The organism is Stenotrophomonas sp. Ste86 (assembly GCF_024519465.1).
Taxonomy (GTDB): domain Bacteria; phylum Pseudomonadota; class Gammaproteobacteria; order Xanthomonadales; family Xanthomonadaceae; genus Stenotrophomonas.
In genome coordinates, this window is record NZ_JALJRW010000003.1 from 183460 (window position 1) to 207640 (window position 24181).

The 24181-nt window shown below is 67.7% G+C and carries 20 protein-coding genes and 1 tRNA gene; 10 read left to right on the forward strand and 11 right to left on the reverse strand.

From position 1 onward, the window contains the following. Window positions 1-176 precede the first annotated feature (176 nt). Window positions 177-914 carry a hypothetical protein gene (locus NR101_RS04680; protein WP_256775522.1) on the forward strand — a complete coding sequence of 246 codons (738 nt, stop codon included), beginning with the start codon at window positions 177-179 and terminating at the stop codon, window positions 912-914. Between the two features lie 199 nt (window positions 915-1113). Here NR101_RS04680 and NR101_RS04685 read toward each other — a convergent pair. Then, a tRNA-Gly gene (locus NR101_RS04685) sits at window positions 1114-1187 on the reverse strand. 124 nt (window positions 1188-1311) lie between these two features. Further along, complete coding sequence (locus tag NR101_RS04690; protein ID WP_256775534.1) at window positions 1312-3111, reverse strand: autotransporter domain-containing protein; 1800 nt, start codon at window positions 3109-3111, stop codon at window positions 1312-1314. A 233-nt stretch (window positions 3112-3344) separates the two neighbouring features. On the opposite strand from NR101_RS04690, the gene thiS reads away from it, so the two are divergent. The 4 genes from thiS (at window position 3345) to NR101_RS04710 (ending at window position 7032) form a co-directional block, all read left to right on the forward strand. Continuing rightward, window positions 3345-3545, forward strand: a complete 201-nt coding sequence (gene thiS, locus NR101_RS04695) for a sulfur carrier protein ThiS (RefSeq protein ID WP_256775523.1) — start codon at window positions 3345-3347, stop codon at window positions 3543-3545. Between the two features lie 83 nt (window positions 3546-3628). Beyond that, a complete protein-coding gene (locus NR101_RS04700; RefSeq protein WP_256775524.1) occupies window positions 3629-4423 on the forward strand; it encodes a thiazole synthase in 795 nt (264 codons plus the stop codon). Further along, the gene (trmB, locus tag NR101_RS04705; RefSeq protein WP_256775525.1) at window positions 4423-5157 is read left to right on the forward strand and encodes a tRNA (guanosine(46)-N7)-methyltransferase TrmB; all 735 of its coding nucleotides are present in this window, start codon (window positions 4423-4425) and stop codon (window positions 5155-5157) included. The genes NR101_RS04700 and trmB overlap by 1 nt, the downstream gene beginning before the upstream one ends. 27 nt (window positions 5158-5184) lie before the next feature. Continuing rightward, complete coding sequence (locus tag NR101_RS04710; protein WP_256775526.1) at window positions 5185-7032, forward strand: SLC13 family permease; 1848 nt, start codon at window positions 5185-5187, stop codon at window positions 7030-7032. A 111-nt stretch (window positions 7033-7143) separates the two neighbouring features. Here the strand turns inward: NR101_RS04710 and NR101_RS04715 are convergent, their stop codons facing one another. Continuing rightward, window positions 7144-7491 (reverse strand): Rieske 2Fe-2S domain-containing protein, encoded by a 348-nt coding sequence (locus NR101_RS04715; RefSeq protein ID WP_256775527.1) that lies wholly within the window; start codon window positions 7489-7491, stop codon window positions 7144-7146. A 177-nt stretch (window positions 7492-7668) separates the two neighbouring features. Here NR101_RS04715 and NR101_RS04720 point away from each other — a divergent pair, with 177 nt between their 5' ends. The 4 genes from NR101_RS04720 to NR101_RS04735 all read left to right on the forward strand — a co-directional run bounded on the left by NR101_RS04720 (window position 7669) and on the right by NR101_RS04735 (window position 10930). Next, entirely contained in the window at window positions 7669-7947 is a 279-nt protein-coding gene (locus NR101_RS04720; protein ID WP_256775528.1) for a hypothetical protein, read from the forward strand. Between the two features lie 132 nt (window positions 7948-8079). After that, window positions 8080-8787 carry a fumarylacetoacetate hydrolase family protein gene (locus tag NR101_RS04725; protein WP_256775529.1) on the forward strand — a complete coding sequence of 236 codons (708 nt, stop codon included), beginning with the start codon at window positions 8080-8082 and terminating at the stop codon, window positions 8785-8787. A gap of 58 nt (window positions 8788-8845) precedes the next feature. Continuing rightward, window positions 8846-9259, forward strand: a complete 414-nt coding sequence (mscL, locus tag NR101_RS04730) for a large-conductance mechanosensitive channel protein MscL (RefSeq protein WP_121039325.1) — start codon at window positions 8846-8848, stop codon at window positions 9257-9259. A gap of 249 nt (window positions 9260-9508) precedes the next feature. Next, a complete protein-coding gene (locus NR101_RS04735; protein WP_256775530.1) occupies window positions 9509-10930 on the forward strand; it encodes a M28 family peptidase in 1422 nt (473 codons plus the stop codon). Between the two features lie 712 nt (window positions 10931-11642). On the opposite strand, the gene NR101_RS04740 is transcribed toward NR101_RS04735, so the two are convergent. The 8 genes from NR101_RS04740 to NR101_RS04775 form a co-directional block, all read right to left on the reverse strand. After that, a complete protein-coding gene (locus NR101_RS04740; protein WP_256775535.1) occupies window positions 11643-12422 on the reverse strand; it encodes a TrmH family RNA methyltransferase in 780 nt (259 codons plus the stop codon). Window positions 12423-12474: 52 nt separating this feature from the next. Further along, complete coding sequence (locus tag NR101_RS04745; RefSeq protein WP_256775531.1) at window positions 12475-13992, reverse strand: alanine/glycine:cation symporter family protein; 1518 nt, start codon at window positions 13990-13992, stop codon at window positions 12475-12477. Window positions 13993-14441: 449 nt separating this feature from the next. Beyond that, complete coding sequence (locus NR101_RS04750; RefSeq protein WP_256777437.1) at window positions 14442-14570, reverse strand: hypothetical protein; 129 nt, start codon at window positions 14568-14570, stop codon at window positions 14442-14444. Beyond that, window positions 14563-17688, reverse strand: a complete 3126-nt coding sequence (locus NR101_RS04755; RefSeq protein ID WP_256777438.1) for an efflux RND transporter permease subunit — start codon at window positions 17686-17688, stop codon at window positions 14563-14565. Before NR101_RS04755 ends, NR101_RS04750 begins: the two co-directional genes overlap by 8 nt. After that, window positions 17685-18758, reverse strand: coding sequence for an efflux RND transporter periplasmic adaptor subunit (locus NR101_RS04760; protein ID WP_256777439.1), 1074 nt, complete (start codon window positions 18756-18758; stop codon window positions 17685-17687). Before NR101_RS04760 ends, NR101_RS04755 begins: the two co-directional genes overlap by 4 nt. A 429-nt stretch (window positions 18759-19187) precedes the next feature. Continuing rightward, window positions 19188-21245, reverse strand: a complete 2058-nt coding sequence (locus tag NR101_RS04765; RefSeq protein ID WP_256777440.1) for a TonB-dependent copper receptor — start codon at window positions 21243-21245, stop codon at window positions 19188-19190. 71 nt (window positions 21246-21316) lie between these two features. Next, entirely contained in the window at window positions 21317-21751 is a 435-nt protein-coding gene (locus NR101_RS04770; RefSeq protein ID WP_256777452.1) for a DUF2946 family protein, read from the reverse strand. A 248-nt stretch (window positions 21752-21999) separates the two neighbouring features. Continuing rightward, window positions 22000-22983: a LysR family transcriptional regulator gene (locus NR101_RS04775; protein WP_256777441.1), complete on the reverse strand. Its 984-nt coding sequence runs from the start codon at window positions 22981-22983 to the stop codon at window positions 22000-22002. 191 nt (window positions 22984-23174) lie between these two features. On the opposite strand from NR101_RS04775, the gene cysK reads away from it, so the two are divergent. Then, window positions 23175-24134 carry a cysteine synthase A gene (cysK, locus tag NR101_RS04780; protein ID WP_256777442.1) on the forward strand — a complete coding sequence of 320 codons (960 nt, stop codon included), beginning with the start codon at window positions 23175-23177 and terminating at the stop codon, window positions 24132-24134. Window positions 24135-24181: the final 47 nt, after the last annotated feature.

A 24181-nucleotide genomic window follows, 5' to 3' on the forward strand; every position in this document is an offset into this window, starting at 1 on the left:
CGCTGCCAGCCCCGCAGGCGAGTACCGCCACCCGGATGCCGGAGCCCGCCGCGCGGTGTATTGATCACTGCCTGGGCGCAACGATGTTTCGCTGCACCGGGTGAACCGATACCCTCGACGCCCGGCCAACGACGGCCGCGCCGCGACATCACCGCGACCTCCGCAAAGGCATGCCCATGAAATCCGGACCGCTCGCTGTCGTGGCCCTGCTGAGTGTTCTCCTGTCGGGCACGCCCCGTGCCGCGCCCGTGCAGTTCACCGACTACGGCGATTTCTATCGATCGTTGGGTGGCAACCTGTTCCAGGGACCGGGAACCGCACTGGGTATGCCCTGCACGGAATCGCCGCGACACTGCCTGTGGTCCACCTCGATGATCGGGGCGCTGCAGCGTCATGAAGATGCGCTGTGGACCGTACCAAGCAGCCTGGCGGAGACGCCAACGGATGGGCTTCCCGACGTTGTCTTCGATGGCAAGGCGTTGTCTGTGGGCGCGCGGCGCTGGCCACTGAGCAGCGCCATCGACCTCGCACCGCGGGAATGGCGTACCGGCTCGCCCATTCGCCCGGAAAACCTGGAGGACGTCACGGCGTGGCAGCACGGCACCTCGGTGTGCCTGGACATGCGCTACGTCGGCAGTGGCAAGGGTGATCGGTACACCACCGTGCTGTTGCTGCATGGGGAGCGCCTGTACATCCTGCCTCCCCTGTTTGGCACGTGTGCTGCCATTCGTACCGCGCCGGAGCACCGTTTCAGCTATCCGAGCAATACCTATGTGGGGCCCGGGAGGGAAGACAGCCCGCGCGGCTTGCAGGTGGACTATCTGCTGCCAGATGGCAAGACGCGCATTGCGCGCTATCTGTTGCGTTTTCCCGATCAGGAGGATCCGTTTGCCTTCGAGGTCATCGGCGAATAAGGCGCCGCCCGTGGCAGCAACCCGCTCAGAAGCATCCTGTGCATCGTCGGGCACGGCTATCGGGCAAGCGACGCGCGTTGCTGTCGATTCCAGCGGGTACGGTATGAAGCGGAATGAGATAGCAGGCGCCTGATCGGCGCAATCGCGGCGGGGTCCGGCGGCTTCGGAGCGCTGCATTCCTGTCCATGTGTCGGGAACATGGAGCGGGTGAAGGGAATCGAACCCTCGTCAGTAGCTTGGGAAGCTACAGCTCTACCATTGAGCTACACCCGCGCGGTGCCGGACAAGTCTATGCGGCGGGACGGTAAAAAGGCAACGGGCGGCACTGGGCCGCCCGTCGTTTGTGCCTTTTACCCGCTCCGCGCAGCGCCCGGTCAGGAGCGCTGCGCGAAGTGGATCAGAAGCTGCCGCTGAAGCTGGCAAACAGCGTTGCGTCGCGGGCGCGCTTCTGCAGCGTGGTGGTGCTGATGCCCACGTTGCTGTTCAGGCCCCACATGCTGACGCGAGCGCCCAGTACGGCGGTGGCGTAGTTTTTGTCGAATTCCAGGCCCGGCACCTTGTACATGCCCACTTCCGGCATCGACTGCAGCCATGCGCTGGCCTGCCTGCTGTCCTCGAACTCGTGGTCGTAGGTCACCTGCACGTACGGCTTGACGCTGCCGCCGTCGAAGCGCGCCTGCCAGCCGATGCGGCCCACGGTGGAGTCGGCATCCTGGTCGGCGTAGCCCAGCGCGGTAGCGCTCGGGTTGCTCTCCGTGTACCCGTCCAGCTTGACCTTCTGCCAGATCACTGCGGCCACCGGACCGTGGCGGAAGCCGCCCTCGGTGCCGAACTCGTAGCCGGCGTTCAGGGCTGCGGTCAGGTTGCTGCCTTCCGGGGAGCCTTCGTGGATGCGGGTGGCCGGCCCCAGCTGGAGCTTGCGGGTCACGTCATAGTCCAGCCAGCTGTAGCTGAGCTGGGCGTTGACCCAGGCGCGCTCGCCGTACCAGCCGGCGAACAGGCCCAGCGAGGTGTCGGACTGGGTGAAATCGCCCTTGTTCTTGCCGAAGTCCGCGTCCATGCGGCCGTAGCCGGCGAAGCCGCCGAGCACCATGCCGTCACGCGCCCAGTCCACGCCGAACAGGCCAGCCGGAGCCATGCCGTCGTACAGGTCGGCGTGGGCGTAGCGCTGCATGTCGCCACGCAGGTTGCCCCACCAGCTCAGGCCATCGGCCGGACGGCCGCCCAGGTGCCAGCTGACCTGGTCGGCGCGCGAACGACCCACGGTCTGCGCCGAGTGGGTCAGGATCTGCTGGTTGCGCGGCGCTTCCAGGATCGACAGGGTGTACTGGCCCAGCATTTCATGGGTGGCAGCGGTCGGATGCACGCCATCGGCGAACACGTAGGTGGTCGCGGCACTCGGGGTGACGTAGGCCAGCGGACTGCAGGTCAGCGACGAGGCCGTGGTGCAGGCCGGGCTGGTGACGTTGACGAAGCCGTACTGGCCCGGGTTGGCCACGATTTCCTGCAGGACGTGGAAGGTGTCGACCGGAATCACCTGCAGGCCAGCAGCCTTCAGGCCGGCGAACAGGGCATCGTTGTAGGCCTTGGCCAGCGCGGTGCCGGCGGCCATGCCGGCCGCGCCGCCCGCGCGTGCGCCCGGGGTCAGGCCGACGTCGGGAATGGTCGGGACCACGACGTACTGGGCGCCGGCACCCTTCAAGGTAGCGACGATGCCGACCTGGTCGGTCACCGCGTTGGTCAGCGTGGACACCAGCGGCGCGCCGGCCTGGATGGCAAACAGATCGTTGGCGCCGCCGAACACGGTGTACAGCGCGTTCGCGTCAGCCTTGCCGCCGTTGGCAGCCAGGTACTGCGCAGTCTGGGTCTTGAGCGAGTACACCGGCACCGCCGGGGTGCCCGGGGCCAGGGTCAGACTGCTATCCACGCCCACGCGGGCGCCACCGATGGCGTAGTTGTCGCCGTTCTGGCCGTTGCCGTGCGCCGAGGCATTGGTGCCGTAGTAGTCGGCGACGAACTGCGCATACGTCCAGCCCGGGTTGGTGGTGGACTGGCCGGTGACAGGTCGCACTGCGGCCGGCAGCAGCGGGCGGAAGTAACCGGCATCGGTGAGGCTGTCGCCGATGAACACGGTTTTGGTATAGGGGGACTGCTGGGCCATGGCCGGCAGGGCGGCCATGGCGATGGCCACGGCCATCAGGGAACGCAGGGGGCGCTTGCTGAGCAGCATGTAAAGCTCCTTGGGGTGGGGAACAGCCGACGTACGCCGGCGCACGGTGGCAATGGTTTCACTGCGCCCCGGGCAATTCACGCTGCGTCGCCGCATGAAATCGCCCCGGGCCTCTGGAAACCCCGCACGGCGGCCTCCGCCGCCCCGGCAGCGGGCCGGCAAGGGTACGCACACCGGCCACAATTAGGGACAATGGCGTCATGAACATCGTGCTCAACGGCGACACCCGCCAGCTTCCGCAAAGCGCCACCGTCCTGGACCTGCTGCAGATCGAAAACCTGCTCGAACGCCGTGTCGCGGTGGAGGTCAATGGCGAAATCATCACCCGCAGCCGCCACGCCGACCACCTGCTGCAGGACGGCGACGAGGTGGAAATCGTGCATGCGCTGGGCGGCGGTTGAACAGCGTCAGCGCCGCCACCACCGGCACTCGACGGTCGCTGCAGCCGCAGCATCGTGACGCGCGATAGGCGATAATTCGACCCATGAATGCACATGCCCCCACTGATTCGCTGGTGATCGCCGGCAAGACCTACAGTTCCCGGCTGCTGACCGGCACCGGCAAGTTCAAGGATCTGAAAGAAACCCGCATCGCCACCGATGCCGCCGGGGCCCAGATCGTCACCGTGGCGATCCGCCGCACCAACATCGGGCAGAACCCGGGCGAGCCCAACCTGCTGGACGTGCTGCCGCCGGACCGTTACACGATCCTGCCCAACACCGCCGGCTGCTACACCGCCGACGACGCGGTGCGCACCTGCCGCCTGGCGCGCGAGCTGCTGGACGGGCACAACCTGACCAAGCTGGAAGTGCTGGGCGACCAGAAGACCCTGTACCCGGACGTGGTGCAGACCCTCAAGGCCGCCGAGGTGCTGGTCAAGGATGGCTTCGAGGTGATGGTCTACACCTCCGATGATCCGATCCTGGCCAAGCGCCTGGAGGAGATCGGCTGCGTTGCGGTGATGCCGCTGGCCGCGCCGATCGGCTCGGGGCTGGGCATCCAGAACAAGTACAACCTGCTGCAGATCATCGAAGACGCCAACGTGCCGATCATCGTCGACGCCGGCGTGGGCACGGCATCGGACGCGGCGATCGCGATGGAGCTGGGCTGCGATGGCGTGCTGATGAACACCGCCATCGCCGGTGCACGCAACCCGGTGCTGATGGCCAGCGCGATGCGCAAGGCGGTCGAAGCGGGGCGTGAGGCCTTCCTGGCCGGGCGCATTCCGCGCAAGCGCTACGCCAGTGCCTCCTCGCCGATCGACGGGTTGATCGGCTGATGACCAATCCCTTCGACAGCGCCGGTGCCAAGGCACCGCCCAAGCCCTTCACCATCACCGAAGGCCGCCGCGAGGTGCGCAGTTTCGTGCTGCGCCAGGGCCGCTTCACCCCGGCCCAGCAGCGCGCGTTCGACGACCGCTGGCCGCGCTTCGGCCTGGACTTCACCGGCGAGCCGCGCGACCTGGAGGCAACCTTCGGGCGCGATGCGCCCAAGGTGCTGGAGATCGGCTTTGGCAACGGGGCCGCGCTGCGCTTTGCCGCCCAGCAGGACCCCAGCCGCGACTACATCGGCCTGGAAGTGCACGCCCCCGGCGTGGGCCGCCTGCTCAACGCACTGGCCGACGACAACGCCGATCACGTGCGTCTGTACCACCACGATGCGGTGGAAGTACTGGAGAAGGAGATCGCCGATGGCGCGCTGGATGAAGTGCGCATCTATTTCCCCGATCCGTGGCACAAGAAGCGTCACAACAAGCGCCGCCTGATCCAGCCCGGCTTTGCCGACCTGCTGGTGCGCAAGCTGCGCGTCGGCGGCCGCCTGCATTGCGCCACCGACTGGCAAGACTATGCCGAGCAGATGTGGGACGTGCTCGACGCCACCGCCGGGCTGAGCAACCGCGCCGGGCCGCGTGGCCAGGTGGAACGTCCCGCGTGGCGCCCGCAGACCCACTTCGAGACCCGTGGCCAGAAGCTCGGCCATGGCGTGTGGGACCTGTTGTACGACCGTACCTGATCCCACCCCAAGGAACCGCGCCACCCCATGGACACCGCGCTGACGCTGACCACCGATATGAAGCTCGTCCTCGGGCTGGTTGGCTTCACGATGGCGATGTTCCTGTTCGAGCGCATCCGCGCCGACGTGGTGGCGCTGGTGGTGCTGGTGGTGCTGGGCGTCACCGGGCTGATCGCGCCGGAGGAAATCTTCGGCGGCTTCTCCGGCAACGCGGTGATGAGCATCATCGCCACCACCATCCTCGGTGCGGGCCTGGACCGCACCGGGGCGTTGAACCGGCTGGCGGCCTGGCTGCTGCGGCGCGGGCATGGCGTTGAAACCCGCCTGCTGATGATGACCACCGCGATCGCCGGCTTGAACTCGTCCTTCATGCAGAACCCCTCGGTGATGGCGCTGTACCTGCCGGTCGCCTCGCGGCTGGCCGCCCGCACCGGGCTGACCCTGCAGCGGCTGCTGCTGCCGATCGCCGCGGCGATCGTGATGGGCGGTGCGCTGACCATGGTCGGCAACTCGCCGCTGATCCTGTTGAACGATCTGCTGGCTTCGGCCAACAACAACCTGCCCTCGGGCCTGGCCACCATCGAGCCGCTGCGCATGTTCGCGCCGCTGCCGATCGGCGTGGCGCTGTTGATCGCCTCGCTGCTGTACTTCCGCTACTTCGGCGACCGCAAGCTGGTCGAGGAAGAAACCCTCGCCAACGATGGCGTCACTCCGGCCCGTACCGAAAGCTATTTTGCCAAGACCTACGGCATCGAAGGCGACGTGTTCGAGCTGGTGGTCACCGCCGAAAGCCCGTTGGTCGGCATGACCCTGGGCGAGGCCGAGAACGTGCACGACGCACCGCTGCTGCTGGCGCTCAAGACCGGCAACGACACCCGCCTGGCACCGCCGGCGGAAATGCGCATCTGGGTCGGCAGCGTGCTCGGGGTGATGGGGGCGCGCCAGCAGGTAGGCGATTTCGCGCAGAACCAGTTCCTGCGCATGTCCTCGCGCCTGAAGCACCTGGGCGACCTGTTCAATCCCAGCCGCGCGGGTATTTCCGAAGCGGTGATCCCGCCGACCTCGGACGTGATCGGCAAGACCGCTTCGGAGCTGCGCCTGCGCAAGCAGCGCGGCATCAGCCTGCTGGCGATCAACCGCGACAAGCAGGTGATCCGCGAGGACGTGCGCAACGTGGCGCTGCGCGCCGGCGACATGCTGGTGTTCCACAGCATCTGGACCGATCTGGCGCAGGCCGCCAAGAGCCGCGACTTCGTGGTGGTCACCGACTACCCCAAGGGTGAGCAGCGCCCGCACAAGTTCAAGATCGCGATGAGCATCTTCGCCATCACCATCCTGATCGCGCTGACCTCCAAGCTGCCGGTGGCGCTGACCCTGATGACCGGCGTGGCCGGCATGCTGCTCACCGGCGTGCTGCGCATGGACGAGGCCTACGCCTCGATCAACTGGAAGACCATCTTCATGATGGCCGGGCTGATCCCGCTGGGCTGGGCGATGGACAGCAGCGGCGCGGCGGCCTGGATCGCCGGCCACACCATCGACCGCCTGCCCACCGGCATCCCGGTGTGGGTGCTGGAAATCGCACTGGCGCTGCTGACCACGATGTTCTCGCTGGTGATCAGCCATGTGGGGGCGACCATCGTCATGGTGCCGATCGCGGTCAACCTGGCGTTGGCGGCCGGTGGCAATCCGACCGCATTCGCGTTGATCGTGGCGTTGTCGGCGTCCAACAACCTGATGACCGCCTCCAACCCGGTGATTTCGATGATCACCGGCCCGGCCAATTACACACCGCGCGAACTGTGGCGGGTGGGCGCGCCGCTGTCGCTGATCTACACCGCCGTAGTGGTGTTGATGATCAACCTGATGTTCTGACGGCCATCGGACCGTTGGCAACGTACGTGCAATGACCGGGAGTGCCGGCCGCTGGCCGGCTCGTCGTGCAACCGACACCAGACACAGCCGGCCAGCGGCCGGCACTGCGCTTCATCGCAGCCACACCTGACCATCGCGCACCTGCAGCGCTACCGAACGCAGGCGGTCGCCCTTGCAGGGGCCGGCCACGCAGGTGCCATCGTCCAGCGAGAACGATGCCCCGTGGGCAGCGCACACCAGATGGCCTTCGCGGCTTTTGAGGAACTGGCCGGGCGCCCAGTCCAGGCGGCGCCCGGCATGGGGACAGATGTTCAGCCAGCCACGCACGTCATCGCCTTCCCGATACAGCACGACAGACTCGCTGTCCCCCTCGAGCGTCACGTCCACCTCGGCAAATCCGGCCTCGGCAACGGCATCCAGCGCGATCAGCGGGGCTACGGCGGTATCAGGTGCAGACATGGCGGAGGCAGTCGGACAACGGGATCACATTCTCTCACGCCCTCATCTGGCTGGCTGCGCGATGAACACAAGTCATTGATTTGAAATGAACAGCGTCGCCATTTAACGAGTTTTTCACTCAATGACAGTGGCCAGCCCGGATACTCGGAGTTCGCTGACTTCAGCCAAAGAAACGCCATGTACAACCGCTTCTTCCAGTTCAACTCGTTCCGCACCCTGTTCGCGCCGCGGAAGCCGCGCCATCCGCTGGTGCGCGTTGCGGTGGGTCTGCTGGGCCTGGCGATCCTGGCCGCGCTGGTGTTTGTCGGGGTTTTCGTGGGTGCGGCGATGATCATCGCCGGTCTGGCATGGAAGCTGCTCGCCCAGCGCAAGCAGAACGCGCGCCCGAGCGACCCGCACGTGGTCGACGCCGAGTACCACGTGGTCCGCAAGCAAGCCTTGCCGCTGTCGCGCTGAGGTTCCGCCGCGCGCGCCCGCGCGGCGTGTTCTGAACTCCGCTGCATTGAACGCCAACGGCCACGCCTCGGCGTGGCATGTCGCGCGCGCGCGTTCTAGACTGCCCGTGACCTTACGTGACAGGACGCGAGCATGACCGATGTAATCCCCACGCCCGAGCCACCGCGCATTCCGGTTGCCGGTGGCGGCACCTTCCCGGTGCGCCGCATCTACTGTGTCGGGCGCAACTTCGCCGACCATGCGCGCGAGATGGGCGCGGCCGTGCCGGCCGCCGAGGATCGGGGCCGCCCGATGTTCTTCAGCAAGCCCGCCGATGCGATCGTGGTCGGGCATGACGATGTGATCCCCTACCCGTCGGCGACCTCGGACCTGCACCACGAAGTGGAGCTGGTGGTGGCGATCGGCCGCGATGCGCCCGCCGGTGAGCTGCCGGTCGACCAGGCCGAAGCACTGGTGTTCGGCTACGGCGTCGGCCTGGACCTGACGCGGCGCGACCTGCAGGCCCAGGCCAAGGCCAAGGGCCATCCGTGGGATCCGGCCAAGGGCTTCGACCAGTCCGCCCCGGTCAGCGAGCTGGTGCCGGCGGCGGAAGTGGGCGATCTGGCCGCGCTCAACCTGTCGCTGGAGATCAACGGTGAAGTACGCCAGCAGTCGCTGCTGGACCAGATGATCTGGAACGTGCCGGAGATCCTGCACGAGTTGTCCAAGCTGTGGGCGCTGAAGGCCGGCGACCTGGTCTTCATGGGCACCCCATCGGGCGTGGCCGCGTTGAAGCCGGGCGACCGTTTCAGCGCGCGGCTGGAGAACGTGGCCGAGCGCCACGGCATCATCGCCGGATGACACGCGCTGCGCTACGCTGCGGCGTCCTTTGATTCCCCCGATACGACAGGAGAGCCCGATGGGTGTACTGACTGAGTTCAAAGAGTTCGCCATGCGTGGCAACGTCATCGACCTGGCGGTCGGTGTGGTCATCGGTGCGGCGTTCGGCAAGATCGTCACCGCGCTGGTGGACAAAATCATCATGCCGCCGCTCGGCTGGATGATCGGGCGGGTGGATTTCTCCGAACTGGCCTGGACGCTGGCCCCGGCGCGGATTGCCGCAGATGGCAAGGAGATTCCGGCGGTGGTGATCGGCTACGGCGACTTCCTCAACACCGTGGTGCAGTTCGTGATCGTGGCCTTTGCGATCTTCATGGTCGTGAAGTTCATCAACCGCCTGGCCCGCAAGAAGCAGGCCGAGCCGGCCGCCCCGGCGGCGCCGAGCGAAGAAGTGCTGCTGCTGCGCGAAATCCGCGACAACCTGAAGCACTGAGGCAGCACTGTCGGCGGCCCGCCGCTGGCCGGCAGCACGGAAACGGTAGTGCCGGCCGCTGGCCGGCTCCACGGATATCGTGCATCGCGCGGAACCGGCCAGCGGCCGGCACTACCCATCGAAAGCCCCGCTCCGGCGGGGTTTTCGCTTTTGGAAAACAGCATTCGCCGGAGCATGACCTACCGCCCATGTGCGGCGCTGGCAGGCTGCTAAGCTCGGGGGCTTCCGTCCCGTTTCCCGGAGCTGTCCATGCGTCGCCGCGTCCTTGCCATCGCATCCTCCCTCGCCCTGCTGGCCGCGCCGGCCTTCGCGGCGACGGGCACCACCACGCTGCCGCCGAAGTCGCTGGCCACCGCCGCCGAGCTGCGTGAGCAGGCCCTCAAGGACGACACCGGCTGGAAGGTGGTCGAATCGCTCACCACCGAGATCGGCCCGCGCATCGCCGGCGGTGAAGCCGATCCGCGCGCCGTGGCCTGGGCGGTGGCCAAGTTCAAATCGCTGGGCTTTGACAAAGTGTGGACCGAGCCGGTCACCTTCCCCAAGTGGGAGCGCCGCAGTGAGCATGCGCAGGTCACCGGCAAGCATGCCCAGCCGCTGACCATCACCGCGCTGGGCGGCAGCCCGGGTGGCACGGTCGAAGCCGAGGTGGTGCGCTTTGCCGACCTGGCCGCGCTGCAGGCCGCGCCGGCCGGCTCGCTGGCGGGCAAGATCGCCTTCGTCGATTACCAGATGACCGCCTACCGCGATGGCCGCGACTACGGCAATGGCGGCGCGGTGCGCAGCAAGGGGCCGTCCGAGGCGATCCGCAAAGGCGCGGTGGGCTTTGTGATGCGCTCGGCCGGTACCGATTCGCACCGCGTGCCGCACACCGGTATCACCCGCTTCGACGACGGCCTCACCCCGGTGCCGTCGGCGGCGTTGTCGGTGCCCGATGCCAACCAGCTGGCGCGCCTGGTGGCGCTGGGCAGCACCACGCTCAAGCTCACCCTGGACTGCGGCTGGGACGGCAAGGCCACCTCCTACAATGTGATCGGCGAGATCACAGGGCGCAGCCTGCCCAAGGAAGTGGTGGTGATCGGCGGCCATCTGGATTCGTGGGACCTGGGCACCGGGGCGATCGATGATGGCGCCGGCGTGGGCATCACCATGGCCGCCGGCCATCTGATCGGCCAGCTGAAGCAGGCGCCCAAGCGCACCATCCGCGTGGTTGCGTTCGCCAACGAGGAACAGGGTCTGTACGGCGGCAAGGCCTATGCCGAAGCGCATGCCAAGGACGTGGTGCTGCACCAGCTGGCCGCCGAGAGCGACTTCGGTGCGGGCCGCATCTATGCGTTCAACACTGGCTCGCCGAACCCGGAGGGCTCGCGCGAGGCAACCCGCCAGATCGCCGAAGTACTCAAGCCGCTGGGCATCGAGTACGCCGCTGACAAGGGTGGCCCGGGCCCGGACGTGGGTCCGCTGGCGGCCAAGGGCGGTGCGTGGGCCTGGCTTGCGCAGGACGGCAGCGATTACTTCAACCTGCACCACACCGCCGACGACACCCTGGACAAGATCGACCCGGCCGCGTTGGCACAGAACGTGGCGGCGTACACGGTGTTTGCCTACCTGGCGGCCGAGGCCGAGGGCAGCTTCGGCAGCGAGGCCAAGCCGACCACGCCGCCGAACGAATGATCGCAGCGCGCGACGGCGTGGCGTCGTCGCCTTGCGCTTGTTGATCGCGGTGCTCTAGAAAAAGGTGCTTCCTGCAGTGGCAGGGAGCGTCTTGTTCCAAGGGACATGGAAATGGCGCAGGGCGATATGCATGCGGACGGGATCCAGGCGCCGTCTCTGGATCGGTGGTGTCTCCGCTCGGGCCTGTCGCGAGCGGGAGGGCCCCGTAGCAGCCGGTAGCAGGGGCACGCCAGGCTTTTCTGGCCTTGGTCGGTGGGTTGGGCGCTGGGCCCCCATGCCCTTGGAGGCGAAATAAAGGGGGAGGTGGCGGCCGTAGGCCGACGCCGGAGGACATTCGCCGGAAAGGGCATGGGGGCCCAGCGCCCAACCCACCGACCAAGGCGCGGAAAGAGCCTCAGGGCGCGCTTCTGCTTGCCCACGGAAGGCAGAAGAACAAAAAAAAGCCCGGTCGAAAAACGACCGGGCTTCCGGGACTCGTCACACCCCACGCGGTGAGCGCCACAGACGTACTGCGGTCCGGACAACGGCGCCGCGCTGGGCGGGTGTCTCTCCTCACCCACCCAACACAGCACCGCCTTGCACTGTGACGCAGCGCATGGGCCGCTCACTATGCGAATAATCCGAATCCCGTGTAGTCACGACGCTATCGGTGACACCGATCACACCGGGTTGGAGAAGCGCGCACGTGCGCTACCCGAAAACCGCGTCCTGCTCAGCGTGCCTGGCGTGCGTACCAGTGCGACAGCAACACCGCTGTCGCCGATGCCACGTTGAGACTCTCCACCGCACCGGTGCCGGGAATGGACAGCTGCTGATCGCAGTCCTGCGCCAGCTCACGATCCATGCCCTCACCTTCGGCGCCCATCACATAGACCAGGCGCGCCGGCACATCGCTGGCGAACAGGTCGTTGCCGCCGTCAACCAGCGTCGCGGCCAGCCCGAAACCGGCCTGGCGCAGCTGCGCCATCGCCTCCGGCAGTTCCGGCAAACGCACCAGCGGCACCGATTCGGCGCCCCCCTCGGCCACGCGCGCGGCAGCGCCGGACAGCGCCAGGGTGGAACCGGGAGGCAGCAGCAGCCCGGTCACGCCGAAATGCGCCGCCGAGCGCAGGATCGCGCCGAAGTTGTGCGGGTTGCCTACGCCATCCAGCCACAGCGCCAGCGCAGGCTTGCCGGCAGGCAGTGTGTCCAGCCACGCATCCAGGTCGAGCATCGGCGCGCGCAGCACGTCGGCGACCACGCCCTCGTGGTGGGTGGTGGCGGCGAGCTTGTTGAGGTCGCCCTCCTCCACCACGCGATAGCCGACGCGGTTGGCCACGCACCATTTCAGTACCGGCTGCATGCGCGGGATCAGCGATTCGGCCAGGTACAGCTTGCGCAGCGCCTGCGGGCGCTTCTCGAACAGCGCCTGCACCGCGTTCCACCCGTACAGGCGCAGTTCGTCGTTGCCACGCCCCGGCGGTGGCGGCGTGCCGCCCTCGCGCGGGGGCAACGGGGTTGCCCGCGGCGGTCGCGAGGACGGGCGGCGGGCATTCTTCCAGGGATCATTCACTACGGGACAACTCCAGCTTGCGTTGACGCCAGAAATCGGCGTTCTTGATGCCCAGGGCATCGGGGTCGAAGGTCGGGTCGAGGCCCAGCTTCTTCTGTCGTTCGTAATCGCGCAGGGCCAGCATCGCCGGCCGCTGCACGATCAGGATGGCGATGATGTTCAACCAGGCCATCAGGCCCACGCCGATGTCGCCCAGCGCCCAGGCCAGGGTGGCGTTGTGGAACGCGCCGAACACCACCATGCCGATGATGCCCAGGCGCAGCACCAGCACGGTCAGCGGCCGCTTGCGGTTCTGGTTGATGTAACTGAGGTTGGTCTCGGCCATGTAGTAATAGGCCATGATCGTGGTGAAGGCGAAGAAGAAGATCGCCACCGACACGAACGAGGCACCCCAGCCGGGCAGTACCGCTTCCACGCCGGCCTGCGCATAGCCGGCACCTTCGGGGATGCCCGCCAGGCCCTGGAAGATTGGTTCGGCACCGGCCACCGGCGAGTACACGTTGTACGTGCCGCTGGCCAGGATCAGGAAGGCGGTGGCGGTGCACACCATCATGGTGTCGAAGTAGATCGCAAAGGCCTGCACGTAGCCCTGCTTGGCCGGATGCGAGACCTCCGAAGCGGCCGCAGCATGCGGGCCCGAGCCTTGGCCGGCCTCGTTGGCATAGATGCCGCGCTTGATGCCCCACTCCACCGCCAGGCCCATCATCGCGCCAAATGCGGCGTGGGTGCCGAAGGCGCTGTCGAAGATGATGCCGAACATTTCCGGCACGCGGTCGTAGTTGATGATCATGATGACGATGGCCATCAGGATGAAGGCGGCCGCCATGAACGGCACCACCACCTCGGCGAAGTTGGCGATGCGCTTGACCCCGCCGAAGATGACCACGCCCAGCAGCAGCGCCACCACGATGCCGATGCCCAGCTTCAGCGCCTGCACCGATTCCATGCCCATGAACTGGCCATCCAGCGGGCCGCACAGCGCGCCGCCCCGGCAGGCGTTGATGATGCTGTCGGCAATCGCGTTGGCCTGTACGCCCGGCATCAGGAAGCCGGCCGCGATAATCGTGGCCACGGCGAAGGCCAGCGCGTACCACTTCAGGCCCATGGCCTTTTCGATGTAGTACGCCGGGCCGCCGCGGTAACGGCCTTCGGCATCCTTGGTCTTGTAGATCTGCGCCAGCGTGCACTCGACATAGGAGGTTGAGGCGCCGAGGAAGCCCATCACCCACATCCAGAAGATCGCGCCGGGGCCACCAAAGGCGATGGCGGTGGCCACGCCGGCGATGTTGCCGATGCCCATGCGCCCGGCCATCGACATGGCCAGTGCTTGGAACGAGGACACGCCCGCGTCGGACTTCTCGCCCTGCACGGTCAGGCGGCACATCTCGAAGAAGCCGCGGATCTGCATGAAGCGGGTACGGATGCTGAAGAACAGGCCGGCGCCCAGGCACACCGCGATCAGTGCCTTGCTCCAGATGATGCTGTTGACGAAATGTACGGCTGCTTCCACGCGCTCTCTCCAGTCGGCGGAAAATAAAGGACGTCCCGTCGGCTGGAGGGGACCGGCTCGATTCTCCACGATCGGGGGCCGCTACGGTAGCGGCAGCGCTTCATCGGCCCGGCAGGATGCCCGGTTCTCCCCGGAGAAACCCGCGCCCCGGTAGAGCCGGGCCATGCCCGGCTGCCTCCGTCCCGGAGCGACCCCAGCCCGGTAGAGCCGGGCCATGCCCGGCTGCCTCTGCCCCGGAGCGACCCCAGCCCGGTAGAGCCGGGCCATGCCCGGCTGCCTCTGCCCCGGAGCGACCCCAGCCCGGTAGAGCCGGGCCATGCCCGGCTGCCTCTGCCCCGGAGCGACCCCAGCCCGGTAGAGCCGGGCCATGCCCGGCTGCCTCTACCCCGGAGCGACCCGAGCCCCGGTAGAGCCGGGCCATGCCCGGCTGCCTCTACGGCAACGCTGGGCTACAGGCTGCGCAGCCGCAAAAACAGATAGGAGAAGCAGTCGCGCAGCCCGCGCCCGACCGGCTCGCCGTAGGCTTGGCGCAGCACGAAACCCTCACCGACGAAGCGGGGGATCGCCGGATCAGGCATGACCGCCCACCGAAGGCGTCTCCGCCTCCTGCCGCTCCAGCTCACGCGCCACGGCTTCGGGCGAACGCGTATACGGGGCCAGCAGCGAGTAGAACGCCGGCACCACGAACAGCGACAGGAAGGTGGACACGGTGACGCCGAAGATCACCACGATGCCGATGGTGCCTCGGCTGGCCGACCCCGGCCCCCCGGCCACCACCAGCGGGATCGCGCCGACCACCGTGGCGATGGAGGTCATCAGGATCGGACGCAGGCGCACCACCGCCGATTCGACGATGGCCGCGTGGACGTTGCGGCCTTCGTCGCGCAGCTGGTTGGCGAATTCCACGATCAGGATGCCGTTCTTGGCCGCCAACCCGACCAGCATCACGATGCCGATCTGGCTGAAGAGGTTGATGCTGCCGCCACTGACATACAGGCCGAGCAGTGCGCCGAGCACGCCCAACGGCACGGTCAGCATGATCACCAGCGGATGGATGAAGCTCTCGAACTGCGCGGCCAGCACCAGGTAGACCACCAGCAGCGCCATGGCGAAGGTGAGCAGCACCGCGCTGCCGGCGTTCTGGTATTCGCGCGATTCGCCCTTCCAATCCAGCTGCGCGTGCTGCGGCAGTTCTTCGCTGGCCGTCTGGTGCGCCCAGGCAATCGCCTCGCCGAGCGGATAGCCCGGGGCCAGGCCGGCGCTGATGGTGATCGAGCGCAGCCGGTTGAAGCGGTTGAGGTTGCCCGCTTCGGCCACTTCGCTGAGGGTGACCAGATTGGACAGCGGCACCAGTTCGCCGTTACTGGCACGGACACGGATGGCGGCCAGGTCGGCCGGCGAGGCACGGCCATCGCGACCGGCCTGGACCAGCACGTCGTACTCCTCGCCGTTGTCGACGAAGGTGGTGACGCGGCGCGAGCCCATCATGGTTTCCAGCGCGCTGCCGATCGCGGTGACCGATACGCCCATGTCGGCGGCGCGCTGGCGATCGATGTTGACCCGCATCTGCGGCCGGGTTTCCTTGTAGTCCGAGTCCACGCCGACCAGGCCGGGGTTGTCGGCCATGCGCAGCAGCATGCGGTCGCGCCACTGCGCGATCTCGGCGTACTCGGGCCCGCCGAGCACGATCTGGAACGGCTGGCCCTGGCTGCGGACCAGCCCGCCGCCCACCTGGGTGCGCACGCGCACGCCGCGCAGGCCATCCAGGTGCTTCTGCAGGTCGGCGGCGACGTCCGGGGTGGCCACCTCGCGCTGTTTCCACGGTTGCAGGAACACGCTGATGCGGCCGGTGTGCATTTCCTCGCTGGCCCCGAAACCGCCGGGCACGCGCGGGTTGGCGCGCACGATCGGCTTGTCGTCGCCGACGAAGCCGGACACGATCTTCTCCACCTGCTGCACCTGGCCGACGGTGTAGTCGTAGCCGGCGCCTTCGGGGCCGTCGATCATGATCTGGAACGAGCCGCGGTCTTCGGCCGGGGCCAGCTCGGAGGGCAGCAGCTTGAGCAGCAGCGCGCTGGCCAGCAGCGACAGCAACATCACCACTACGTAGATCCAGGTGCGACCGACGTGCTTTTCCAGCACGCGGCCATAGGCGCCGGACACACGTGCCAGGCTGCGATCGATGACGCCGTGCAGGCCGCGCGGGGCGCGCCCGGTATGCGGCTTGAGCAGCTTGGACGCCATCATCGGGGTAAGCGTGAGCGAGACGAACGCCGACAGCGCCACCGCGGCGGCCAGGGCGACGGCCAGTTCGCGGAACAGGCGGCCGGTATTGCCTTCCAGGAAGCCCACCGGCAGGAACACCGCTACCAGCACGGCGGTCGTGGCGATCACCGCGAAGGCGACCTGCGCGGTACCGCGCTTGGAGGCCACCAGCGGCGGCTCGCCCAGGTCGATACGCCGCTGCACGTTCTCCACCACCACGATCGCATCATCGACGACCAACCCGATGCACAGCACCAAGGCAAGCAGGGTCAGCAGGTTGATCGAGAAGCCGAAGGCGTACAGCGCGATGAACGCGGCGACCAGGCACACCGGTACAGTCACCGCAGGAATCAGCGCGGCGCGGAAGCTGCCCAGGAACAGCCAGATCACCGCCAGCACCAACAGCATCGCCTCCACCAGGGTGGCGTAGACGCGATCCACGGCTGCTTCGATGAAGGTGGTGTTGTCGAAGGCGACGAAGATGCGGGTGCCTTCGGGCAGGGTCAGTGCGACGCGCTCGGCCTCGGCGCGCGCGGTACGGGCCACGTCCAGTGCGTTGGCGGTGGAGGTTTTGACGATGCCCAGGCCGATGCCCGGCTCGCCGTTGCTGCGGTAGTAGGCGCGGCGTTCGGAGGACGCCAGTTCAATCTTCGCCACGTCGCCCAGGCGTACCACGTAGCCGTCATTGCCCTTGCCCAGCGGGATGGTCGCAAAGTCCTCGGGCTTGCTGTAGTTGCGCTCCACGCGCAGGGTGAAATCACGGTCGGTCGATTCGATGCGGCCGGCGGGCAGTTCCACGTTTTCATTGCGCAGCGCGGTTTCCACATCCCCCACGGTGAGGCCGCGCGCAGCGATCTGGTCGCGGTCCAGCCAGATGCGCATGGCGTAGCGCTGGCGGCCGCCGATGCGGACCTGGGCTACGCCGTCCAGGCTGGAGAAGCGATCCACCACGTAGCGGTCGGCGTAGTCGCTCAGCTCCAGGGTGTCCATGCTCGAGGACGCCATGTTGAACCAGATGATCGGGTCGGCATCGGATTCGACCTTGGCGATTTCCGGCGGACGCGCCTCTTCGGGCATGCGGTCGGCGACGCGGCTGACCGCATCGCGCACATCGTTGGCAGCCGCTTCGATATCGCGGCTGGCGTTGAACTCGATGCTCACCTGGGCGCGGCCGTTGGAGCTGCGCGCGTTGATGGTATCGATGCCTTCGATGCCGGCCAGCGCGTCTTCCAGCACCTGGGTGACCCGGCTTTCGATGACCGCCGCCGAGGCGCCGGTGTAATCGACCGACACCGACACGATCGGCGGATCGATGGCCGGCAGCTCGCGCAGGGTCAGCCGGGTGAAGGACATGATGCCCAGCACGACCAGCAGCAGGCTCATCACCACGGCAAAGACCGGGCGCTGGATGGAGACGTCGGACAGCTTCATCCTGCCGGGTCCGCGGGCTTGGCGGCGGGCGCGGTGTCGGGGCGGTCGTCGACCTTAAGGCCCGGCCGCAGTTTGCCGGTGCCGTCCACCACGATGCGGTCGCCGGGCTTGAGCCCGCTGAGAATTTCCACCACGCCGGCGCGGCGGGCGCCGCTGCTGACGTCGCTGCGCTCGACGCTGTGGTCGGCCTTGACCCGGTAGACGAAGGAATCGCGACCGACCTGGACCACGGCGATTTCGGGGATGACCAGCGCCTGGCGTTCCGGGCGGAACATGCGGATGTCCAGCAACATGCCGGGACGCAGGGCATGGTCGGCATTGATGAAGTCGGCGCGGACGGTGACCGCGCGGGTGCCGGGATCGACGCGGGTATCGATGGTGGCCACCGTGCCTTCAAAGCTGCGGCCCGGATAGGCGACGCTGCTGGCAGTGACCTTGTCACCGGTGGTGAGGCTGGCCAGTTCGGCTTCGGGCACCTGGAAGTCGACGTGCATGCGCTCGATGTCATCCAGCGTGGCGATGGTGGTGCTGGGGGTGACCAGCGAGCCGGCGCTCACCTGACGGATGCCGAGCACGCCGGCGAAGGGCGCGCGGACCCGGCGGTCGCCGATGTCCGACTGCATTTCGCGCACCCGGGCTTCGGCCGCATCGCGGATGGCGCGCTGGGTGTCCAGGGTGGCGCTGGCGACGAGTTGCTGGGCGGCCAGTTCCCGCTGGCGCTTGTACAGCTGGTCCGCTTCGGCGAAGGTGGCCTGGGCCTGCAGCAGGGCCGCTTCCTGTGCCTGCCCCCGCAAGGTCACCAGCGGCGTACCGGCTCTGACCTGCTGGCCGCTGTCGAAGTGCACGGTTTCGATGATTTCGCTGACCTTGGCGGTGATGGTCACCGATTCACGGGCCTTGGCCGTGCCCAGCGCCTGGAGGGTGTCATTCCACGCCGAGGGCTGCACCACCTGGGTAGTGACCGGTACGGCGTCTGCCGGCCGGCGCGCGGCGTCGTCCTTGCTGCTGCACCCGACCAGGAAGGCCAGGGTGAGGCCAGCGGCGATGCGCGCGGTGATGCGTCCCGACATTTGAAAAAATCCCGTTAATTCCACGACCGCCGAGTGTACGGGTCGGGGCTGACCGGGCATATGTGCCAAGCGTTTACCGGGGCCGGCAGGGCGACCGGTGACGGGGGTAACGCCTTTCGTGCTGGGGTGGTCGAGGGGTGTATCGGTGTGTGTCAGAGCGTGTCGGATGACGTCAACGCCCCGCGGGAGGCCAATGTCGTGCGCCGAAGCCCCGTAGAGCCGACCGTTGGTCGGCTGCCCTTGAACCGACCGTTGGTCGGCTGCCCTTGAGCCGACCGTTGGTCGGCTTCCCTTGAACCGACCGTCGGTCGGCTGACCTTGAACCGACCGTTGGTCGGCTGCCCTTGAACCGACCGTTGGCCGGCTGCCCTTGAATTCCAACGGTCGATACCCGCGCCTTGCTGGCGAACGGCGGATTCTGCCGCGTGCTCAATAGCGGTAATTCACCTTCATCCACACCGTCCTGCCCGGCTCGTTGATCCGGATCGGATCAGCGGGGAAGCCGAAATCGGCGCTGCCGGCCAGGTTGAGGTGTTCGCGGTAGGCGCGGTCGAACAGGTTGTCGATACCCGCGCTGAGCTGCAGCGCATCGCTGAGGCGGTAGCCGGCGTTGAGTGCGAGAGTGGCGAAGCCGGCGCTGGGGCCGAGGTCGCGTGCCACGACATTGCCCTGGTTGGCGGCGACGCGGTGCTGGTGGGCGACGGCGCGGGCGAGTGCGCCCATGCTCCAGCGCTGGCCCTGCCAGTTGGCGCTCACGCGCGCCTCCAGCGGCGGCATCTGCGGCAGCGGCGTGCCGTCGCTGCGGTTTTCGCCCCATGCGTAGGCGAGCGTACCGCCGAGTTTCCACTGTTCGGTGAGGACCAATTCCGCGCCGGCTTCGGCGCCGGCGATGCGCGCGTCCACGTTGTCGGCCTGAGTCATGCTGCCCATCATGCCGCCCTCCCGGTAGGCGAACAGGATGTAGTCCTGCAGCCGGCCGGCGTAGGCCGATACCCAGGCATTGAGGCGGTCACTGCGGTATTGCAGGCCAAGGTCGAGCTGGGTGGTTTTTTCCGGCTGGATACCGGCGAACGCGTTCGCCGCGCCCATCGGGCCCATGTCGGGCGAGAACAGCTCCCAGTAGTCGGGCATGCGCTCGCTGTGGCCGATGCCCGCATACCAGGTCAGCGATGGGGCGAGATCGCGTTCGATGCGCAGGAAGCCGCTGCCCAGGTCTTCGCGGCGCTGCTGGCCGGCGGTTGGATTGGGCATGGCCATCATCCCGGCGCGACGGCGTTCGTCGGTGACCTCGGCGCGGTCAATGCGCAGGCCGCCGACCCAGCGCTGCGCCGTGCCTTCGCCAAGGGTGATTTCGGTGAAGGCACCCAGGTTTTCGAAGCGCGCGTCGGTGTTCCAGGACTGCTGGCGATAGGTGTTGCGACCCATGCCGCTGCGGCTGCGGTGGCGGCTGTCCTGCGCATCGACGCCGGCCACCAGGGCGATGTCCTGCCAGCGCCATTCGGAGGCGATGCGGGCGCCCGTCGTGCGGCGATCGACATTGGCCGCCATCGGCATCGGCATGCTGCTGTCCGGGTTGGGCGTGCGCAGGGTGTAGTTGTCCATCACGTGGTCGGCGTCGTTGTAATAGACATTGGCCAGCAGCTTGTCCCAGGCGCCGGGCAGGTTGTCCTTCTCCAAGCGGCCCGCATAGCTGGTGCGCTTGAACGCGGCGCCATCCATGCCACGGCCGGCATAGCGGGCGATGGCGTCGCCGGTGCCGGCCGACAGCTCCAGCACGGTGTCCGCATCGGGCGTCCAGCCGACGGCGACGTCGCTGTTCCACTTGCGCCACTTGGATGGCACGACGTCGCCGTTACCGTCCTTGTAATCGTCCGCTTCGGAGCGGTTGCCGTTGACCCGCACGTAGCCCTGCGAGGCACCGGCGGTGAGGTCGAGCACCTGGTCGTTGCGGTTGCGCGAGCCAACCAGCGCACTGGCGTTGAGGTCGATGCCCGGGGCATCGAAGCGCGGGGTATCGCGCTCGAAGCGCACCGTGCCAGCCGACGCACCGGCACCCCAGCGCACGCTCTGCGGCCCCTTGATGATGGTCAACCGGTCGAAGGTTTCCGGGGCGATGTAGGACAGCGGGTTGTCCATACGCGACGGACACGCGCCGATCAGGTTGCCTTCGTTGCTGACGATGTTCAGGCGTGAGCCGAACATGCCGCGCAGGACCGGATCACCGTTGGTACCGCCGTTGCGGATGGCGGCAAAGCCAGGAACCGTCTTGAGGTAATCGGCGCCGTCGCTGGCTGGGACCGGCTGGCGCGGCAGGCGCGGGTCGGTGACCCAGTGCAGCGGCGAGGATGGCGCGCTGGCGGTCACCACCAGGGTGTCGAGGGTGCGGGCGTCGTCATTGGCGGCATGCAGCGGCAGCGCCGCCAGGGCCAGCGACAGGGAAACAGACAGGCGCGTCAGTGCGCCCGCGCTGCGGGAAGCAACAGTCATGGTGAAACTCCAGAAAAGCACGCAGGCATGCGCCGCCATCACGGCGACACGGGCAGGAAGAGCGGTGGTTTTCAGGAGCGCGCGGGCGGGCCGCGCGCGGCGTGGGCAGGCCAGCGCAGGCTGCGTGGCGTGGGCACCGCGCGACGCACGCGCGGCGCGATGACCGGCATCGCCGGCAACAGCAGGATCAGCACCGCCAGCCACGGCATCAGCCGCGAGGCCATCATGCAGTACTCGCAGGCGTCGCCATGCCCGGCGTGCTCGCTCATCGGCGGCGACGGTGCCGCTTGCTCGTGAGCGCCCTGCATGGTGTGCACCGGCATCGGCTGCGTCGGCATGTGATGGTGCTGCGTGCCGTCGTGCTGCATGTCCTGATGCGCCATGACGTGTCCGGCGTGGGCATCCAACGGCCCCGACATCGCGTGGGCCATCCCGGTCGGCATGAGCATCACCGGTGCCTCGGCGTGCGCCTGCTGCCAGCGGCTGACCAGCGGCGCCAGCGCCATCAGCAGCGTCGCCACGAAGGCAAGCTGAAGAAAGACGGCATACGGGCGACGGCGGACGTTCACCCCCTCATGGTAGCGCCCGACCTTGGGCAGGGCAGCCCGGAGCCCTGCGACCAACCGTCGCAGCGGCCCGTTCGAAGCGCCCACCGAACGCCTCAACCCCTCTGGAGAAAAGCCCCCTTCTGTTGAAGCGGGCGCGCCAACGGCGCGGGGGTAGAGGAAGCATGCGCGGCCGTCACCGTCGCTTCTCAGACGGTGATGGTCTGCGTCAGCGATTCCCAGGTGGGCGGCAGCGGCCAGTTGGCCTCCTGGTTGCCGTCGATTACCCGGCGCAGGTCGCGGGTATCGATCTGTGGGGCAAGCACGTGCACCAGCTCCAGCGCGTAGTCGCGCAGGACGCGATCACGCGGCAGCACCGCCCAGGCGATGCACTCGTCGATCGGGGCCGGGGCCGGCCACGCACGCAGGTCGTCGTCGCTGGCATTGACCGCCATTTCCGCCAGCAGCCCCACGCCCAGGCCGGTGCGCACGTAGGTCTTGATCAGGTCCGCGTCCAACGCGGTCAGCGCGATGTCCGGCGTCAGCCCGGCACTGGCGAAGGCCCGCTGCAGCGAGGAGCTGCCGCGGGTAGAGGATTCGTAGCTGATCAGCGGGTGGTTGGCCAGCGCCTGCAGGTCCGGTGCCGCGCCCGGGCGGTCCAGCGCATGCCCGCGCGGCACCAGCACCAGTCGGCGCCAGCGGTACAGCGGAATGGCCAGGCCGGCGTTAGGCTCACCGCCCGCGGTGCTGATGATCGCGATGTCCGCATCACCCTGGCTGAGCAGGTCCAGCGCATCGCTTTCAGCGGCCTGCTGCAGGTGCACGCTCACCTGCGGATAGGCCTGCTTGATCTTCGCCACCGCCGGCGGCAGCACGAAGCGCGCCTGGGTATGGGTGGTGGTGAGGATCAGCTGGCCCTGGCTTTCGCGGCGCTGGTTGGCCGCGTAGGTGCGGATGTTGTTGGCTTCAGACAGCACGGCGCGGGCGCGGCCGATCACTTCCACCCCGGCCGGGGTCACCGCTTCGAGGCTGCGACCCTTGCGCACGAACAACAGGAAGCCCAGTTCATCCTCCAGCTGCTTGAGCTGCTTGGACAGGCCGGGTTGGGTGGCATGCACGCGCGAGGCCGCCAGCGTGATGTTGAGCTCGGCGTCGGCGATGGCCACCAGATAACGGAGTTGGGTCAGCGTCATGGGCGTGCGGCACGGCTGGCAAAGGGAGGGCAATCCGACTGTAGGGCAATTGCCGTCACCAGCTTATAACCAAATGTTGTTTAAGAAGGGTATCAGGTCATTTCCCGGGGGCATATGCCGGGTCTACGGTCTGCCCTGCCCTCTCCCCCTGCCGCGCCGGGCGCGGTGAACGGACTTCTTCGGAGCATCCCATGGCCCTGTACAACTCCATCCTGGACACCATCGGCAATACCCCGGTGGTACGTCTGAACCGCATCGCCCCCGACCACGTCACCGTCTACGCCAAAGTGGAATCGTTCAATCCCGGTGGCTCGGTCAAGGACCGCCTGGCGCTGGCGATCATTCTCGATGCCGAGGCACGTGGCGTGCTCAAGCCCGGCGACACGATTGTCGAAGCGACGTCGGGCAACACCGGCGTGGCGCTGGCGATGGTGGCGGCCGCACGCGGTTACAAGTTCGTGGCCACCATGGTGGAAACCTTCTCGATCGAGCGTCGCAAGCTGATGCGCGCGTACGGGGCCAAGGTGATCCTGACCCCGGCCGCCGAACGCGGCTCGGGCATGGTCCGCCGCGCGAAGGAACTGGCCGACGAACACGGCTGGTTCCTGGCCAGCCAGTTCGCCAACCCGGCCAACCCGGCGTATCACCGCAATACCACCGCGCCGGAAATCCTGCGCGATTTTGCCGGCAAGCGCCTGGACTACTTCGTCACCGGCTGGGGCACCGGCGGCACCCTGACCGGCGTGGGCGAAGTGCTCAAGGTGGCCCGTCCGGAAACCCGCATCGTGGCGACCGAACCGGCCGGCGCCGCCCTGCTCAAGGGCGACGAATGGAAGCCGCACAAGATCCAGGGCTGGACCCCGGACTTCGTGCCCGAGGTGCTCAACCGCAGCGTGTATGACGAGCTGCTGACCATCGAGGACACCCGCGCGATCGAAACCGCGCGCCGGCTCGCCGTCGAGGAAGGCATCTTCGTCGGCATCTCCGCCGGTGCCACCATGGCCAGCGCGCTGGACATCGCCGCGCGTGCCGAGAAGGGCAGCGTGATCCTGGCGATGCTGCCGGACACCGGCGAGCGCTACTTCTCCACCCCGCTGTTTGCCGACATCATCGAAGGCTCCGACGACGATTGGCTGGCCGGTCTGCCCTGATCGCCGCGTTGTCATGATGGCACCCCGCGACGCCCACCCTTCGGTGG

Bases quoted from the DNA above. Each gene is read 5' to 3' on its own strand.
- NR101_RS04680 (WP_256775522.1), top strand. From the start codon at position 177: ATGAAATCCGGACCGCTCGCTGTCGTGGCCCTGCTGAGTGTTCTCCTG.
- NR101_RS04690 (WP_256775534.1), bottom strand. From the start codon at position 3,111: ATGGCCGTGGCCATCGCCATGGCCGCCCTGCCGGCCATGGCCCAGCAG.
- thiS (WP_256775523.1), top strand. From the start codon at position 3,345: ATGAACATCGTGCTCAACGGCGACACCCGCCAGCTTCCGCAAAGCGCC.
- NR101_RS04700 (WP_256775524.1), top strand. From the start codon at position 3,629: ATGAATGCACATGCCCCCACTGATTCGCTGGTGATCGCCGGCAAGACC.
- trmB (WP_256775525.1), top strand. From the start codon at position 4,423: ATGACCAATCCCTTCGACAGCGCCGGTGCCAAGGCACCGCCCAAGCCC.
- NR101_RS04710 (WP_256775526.1), top strand. From the start codon at position 5,185: ATGGACACCGCGCTGACGCTGACCACCGATATGAAGCTCGTCCTCGGG.
- NR101_RS04715 (WP_256775527.1), bottom strand. From the start codon at position 7,491: ATGTCTGCACCTGATACCGCCGTAGCCCCGCTGATCGCGCTGGATGCC.
- NR101_RS04720 (WP_256775528.1), top strand. From the start codon at position 7,669: ATGTACAACCGCTTCTTCCAGTTCAACTCGTTCCGCACCCTGTTCGCG.
- NR101_RS04725 (WP_256775529.1), top strand. From the start codon at position 8,080: ATGACCGATGTAATCCCCACGCCCGAGCCACCGCGCATTCCGGTTGCC.
- mscL (WP_121039325.1), top strand. From the start codon at position 8,846: ATGGGTGTACTGACTGAGTTCAAAGAGTTCGCCATGCGTGGCAACGTC.
- NR101_RS04735 (WP_256775530.1), top strand. From the start codon at position 9,509: ATGCGTCGCCGCGTCCTTGCCATCGCATCCTCCCTCGCCCTGCTGGCC.
- NR101_RS04750 (WP_256777437.1), bottom strand. From the start codon at position 14,570: ATGCCTGATCCGGCGATCCCCCGCTTCGTCGGTGAGGGTTTCGTGCTG.
- NR101_RS04755 (WP_256777438.1), bottom strand. From the start codon at position 17,688: ATGAAGCTGTCCGACGTCTCCATCCAGCGCCCGGTCTTTGCCGTGGTG.
- NR101_RS04760 (WP_256777439.1), bottom strand. From the start codon at position 18,758: ATGTCGGGACGCATCACCGCGCGCATCGCCGCTGGCCTCACCCTGGCC.
- NR101_RS04765 (WP_256777440.1), bottom strand. From the start codon at position 21,245: ATGACTGTTGCTTCCCGCAGCGCGGGCGCACTGACGCGCCTGTCTGTT.
- NR101_RS04770 (WP_256777452.1), bottom strand. From the start codon at position 21,751: ATGGCGCTGGCGCCGCTGGTCAGCCGCTGGCAGCAGGCGCACGCCGAG.
- NR101_RS04775 (WP_256777441.1), bottom strand. From the start codon at position 22,983: ATGACGCTGACCCAACTCCGTTATCTGGTGGCCATCGCCGACGCCGAG.
- cysK (WP_256777442.1), top strand. From the start codon at position 23,175: ATGGCCCTGTACAACTCCATCCTGGACACCATCGGCAATACCCCGGTG.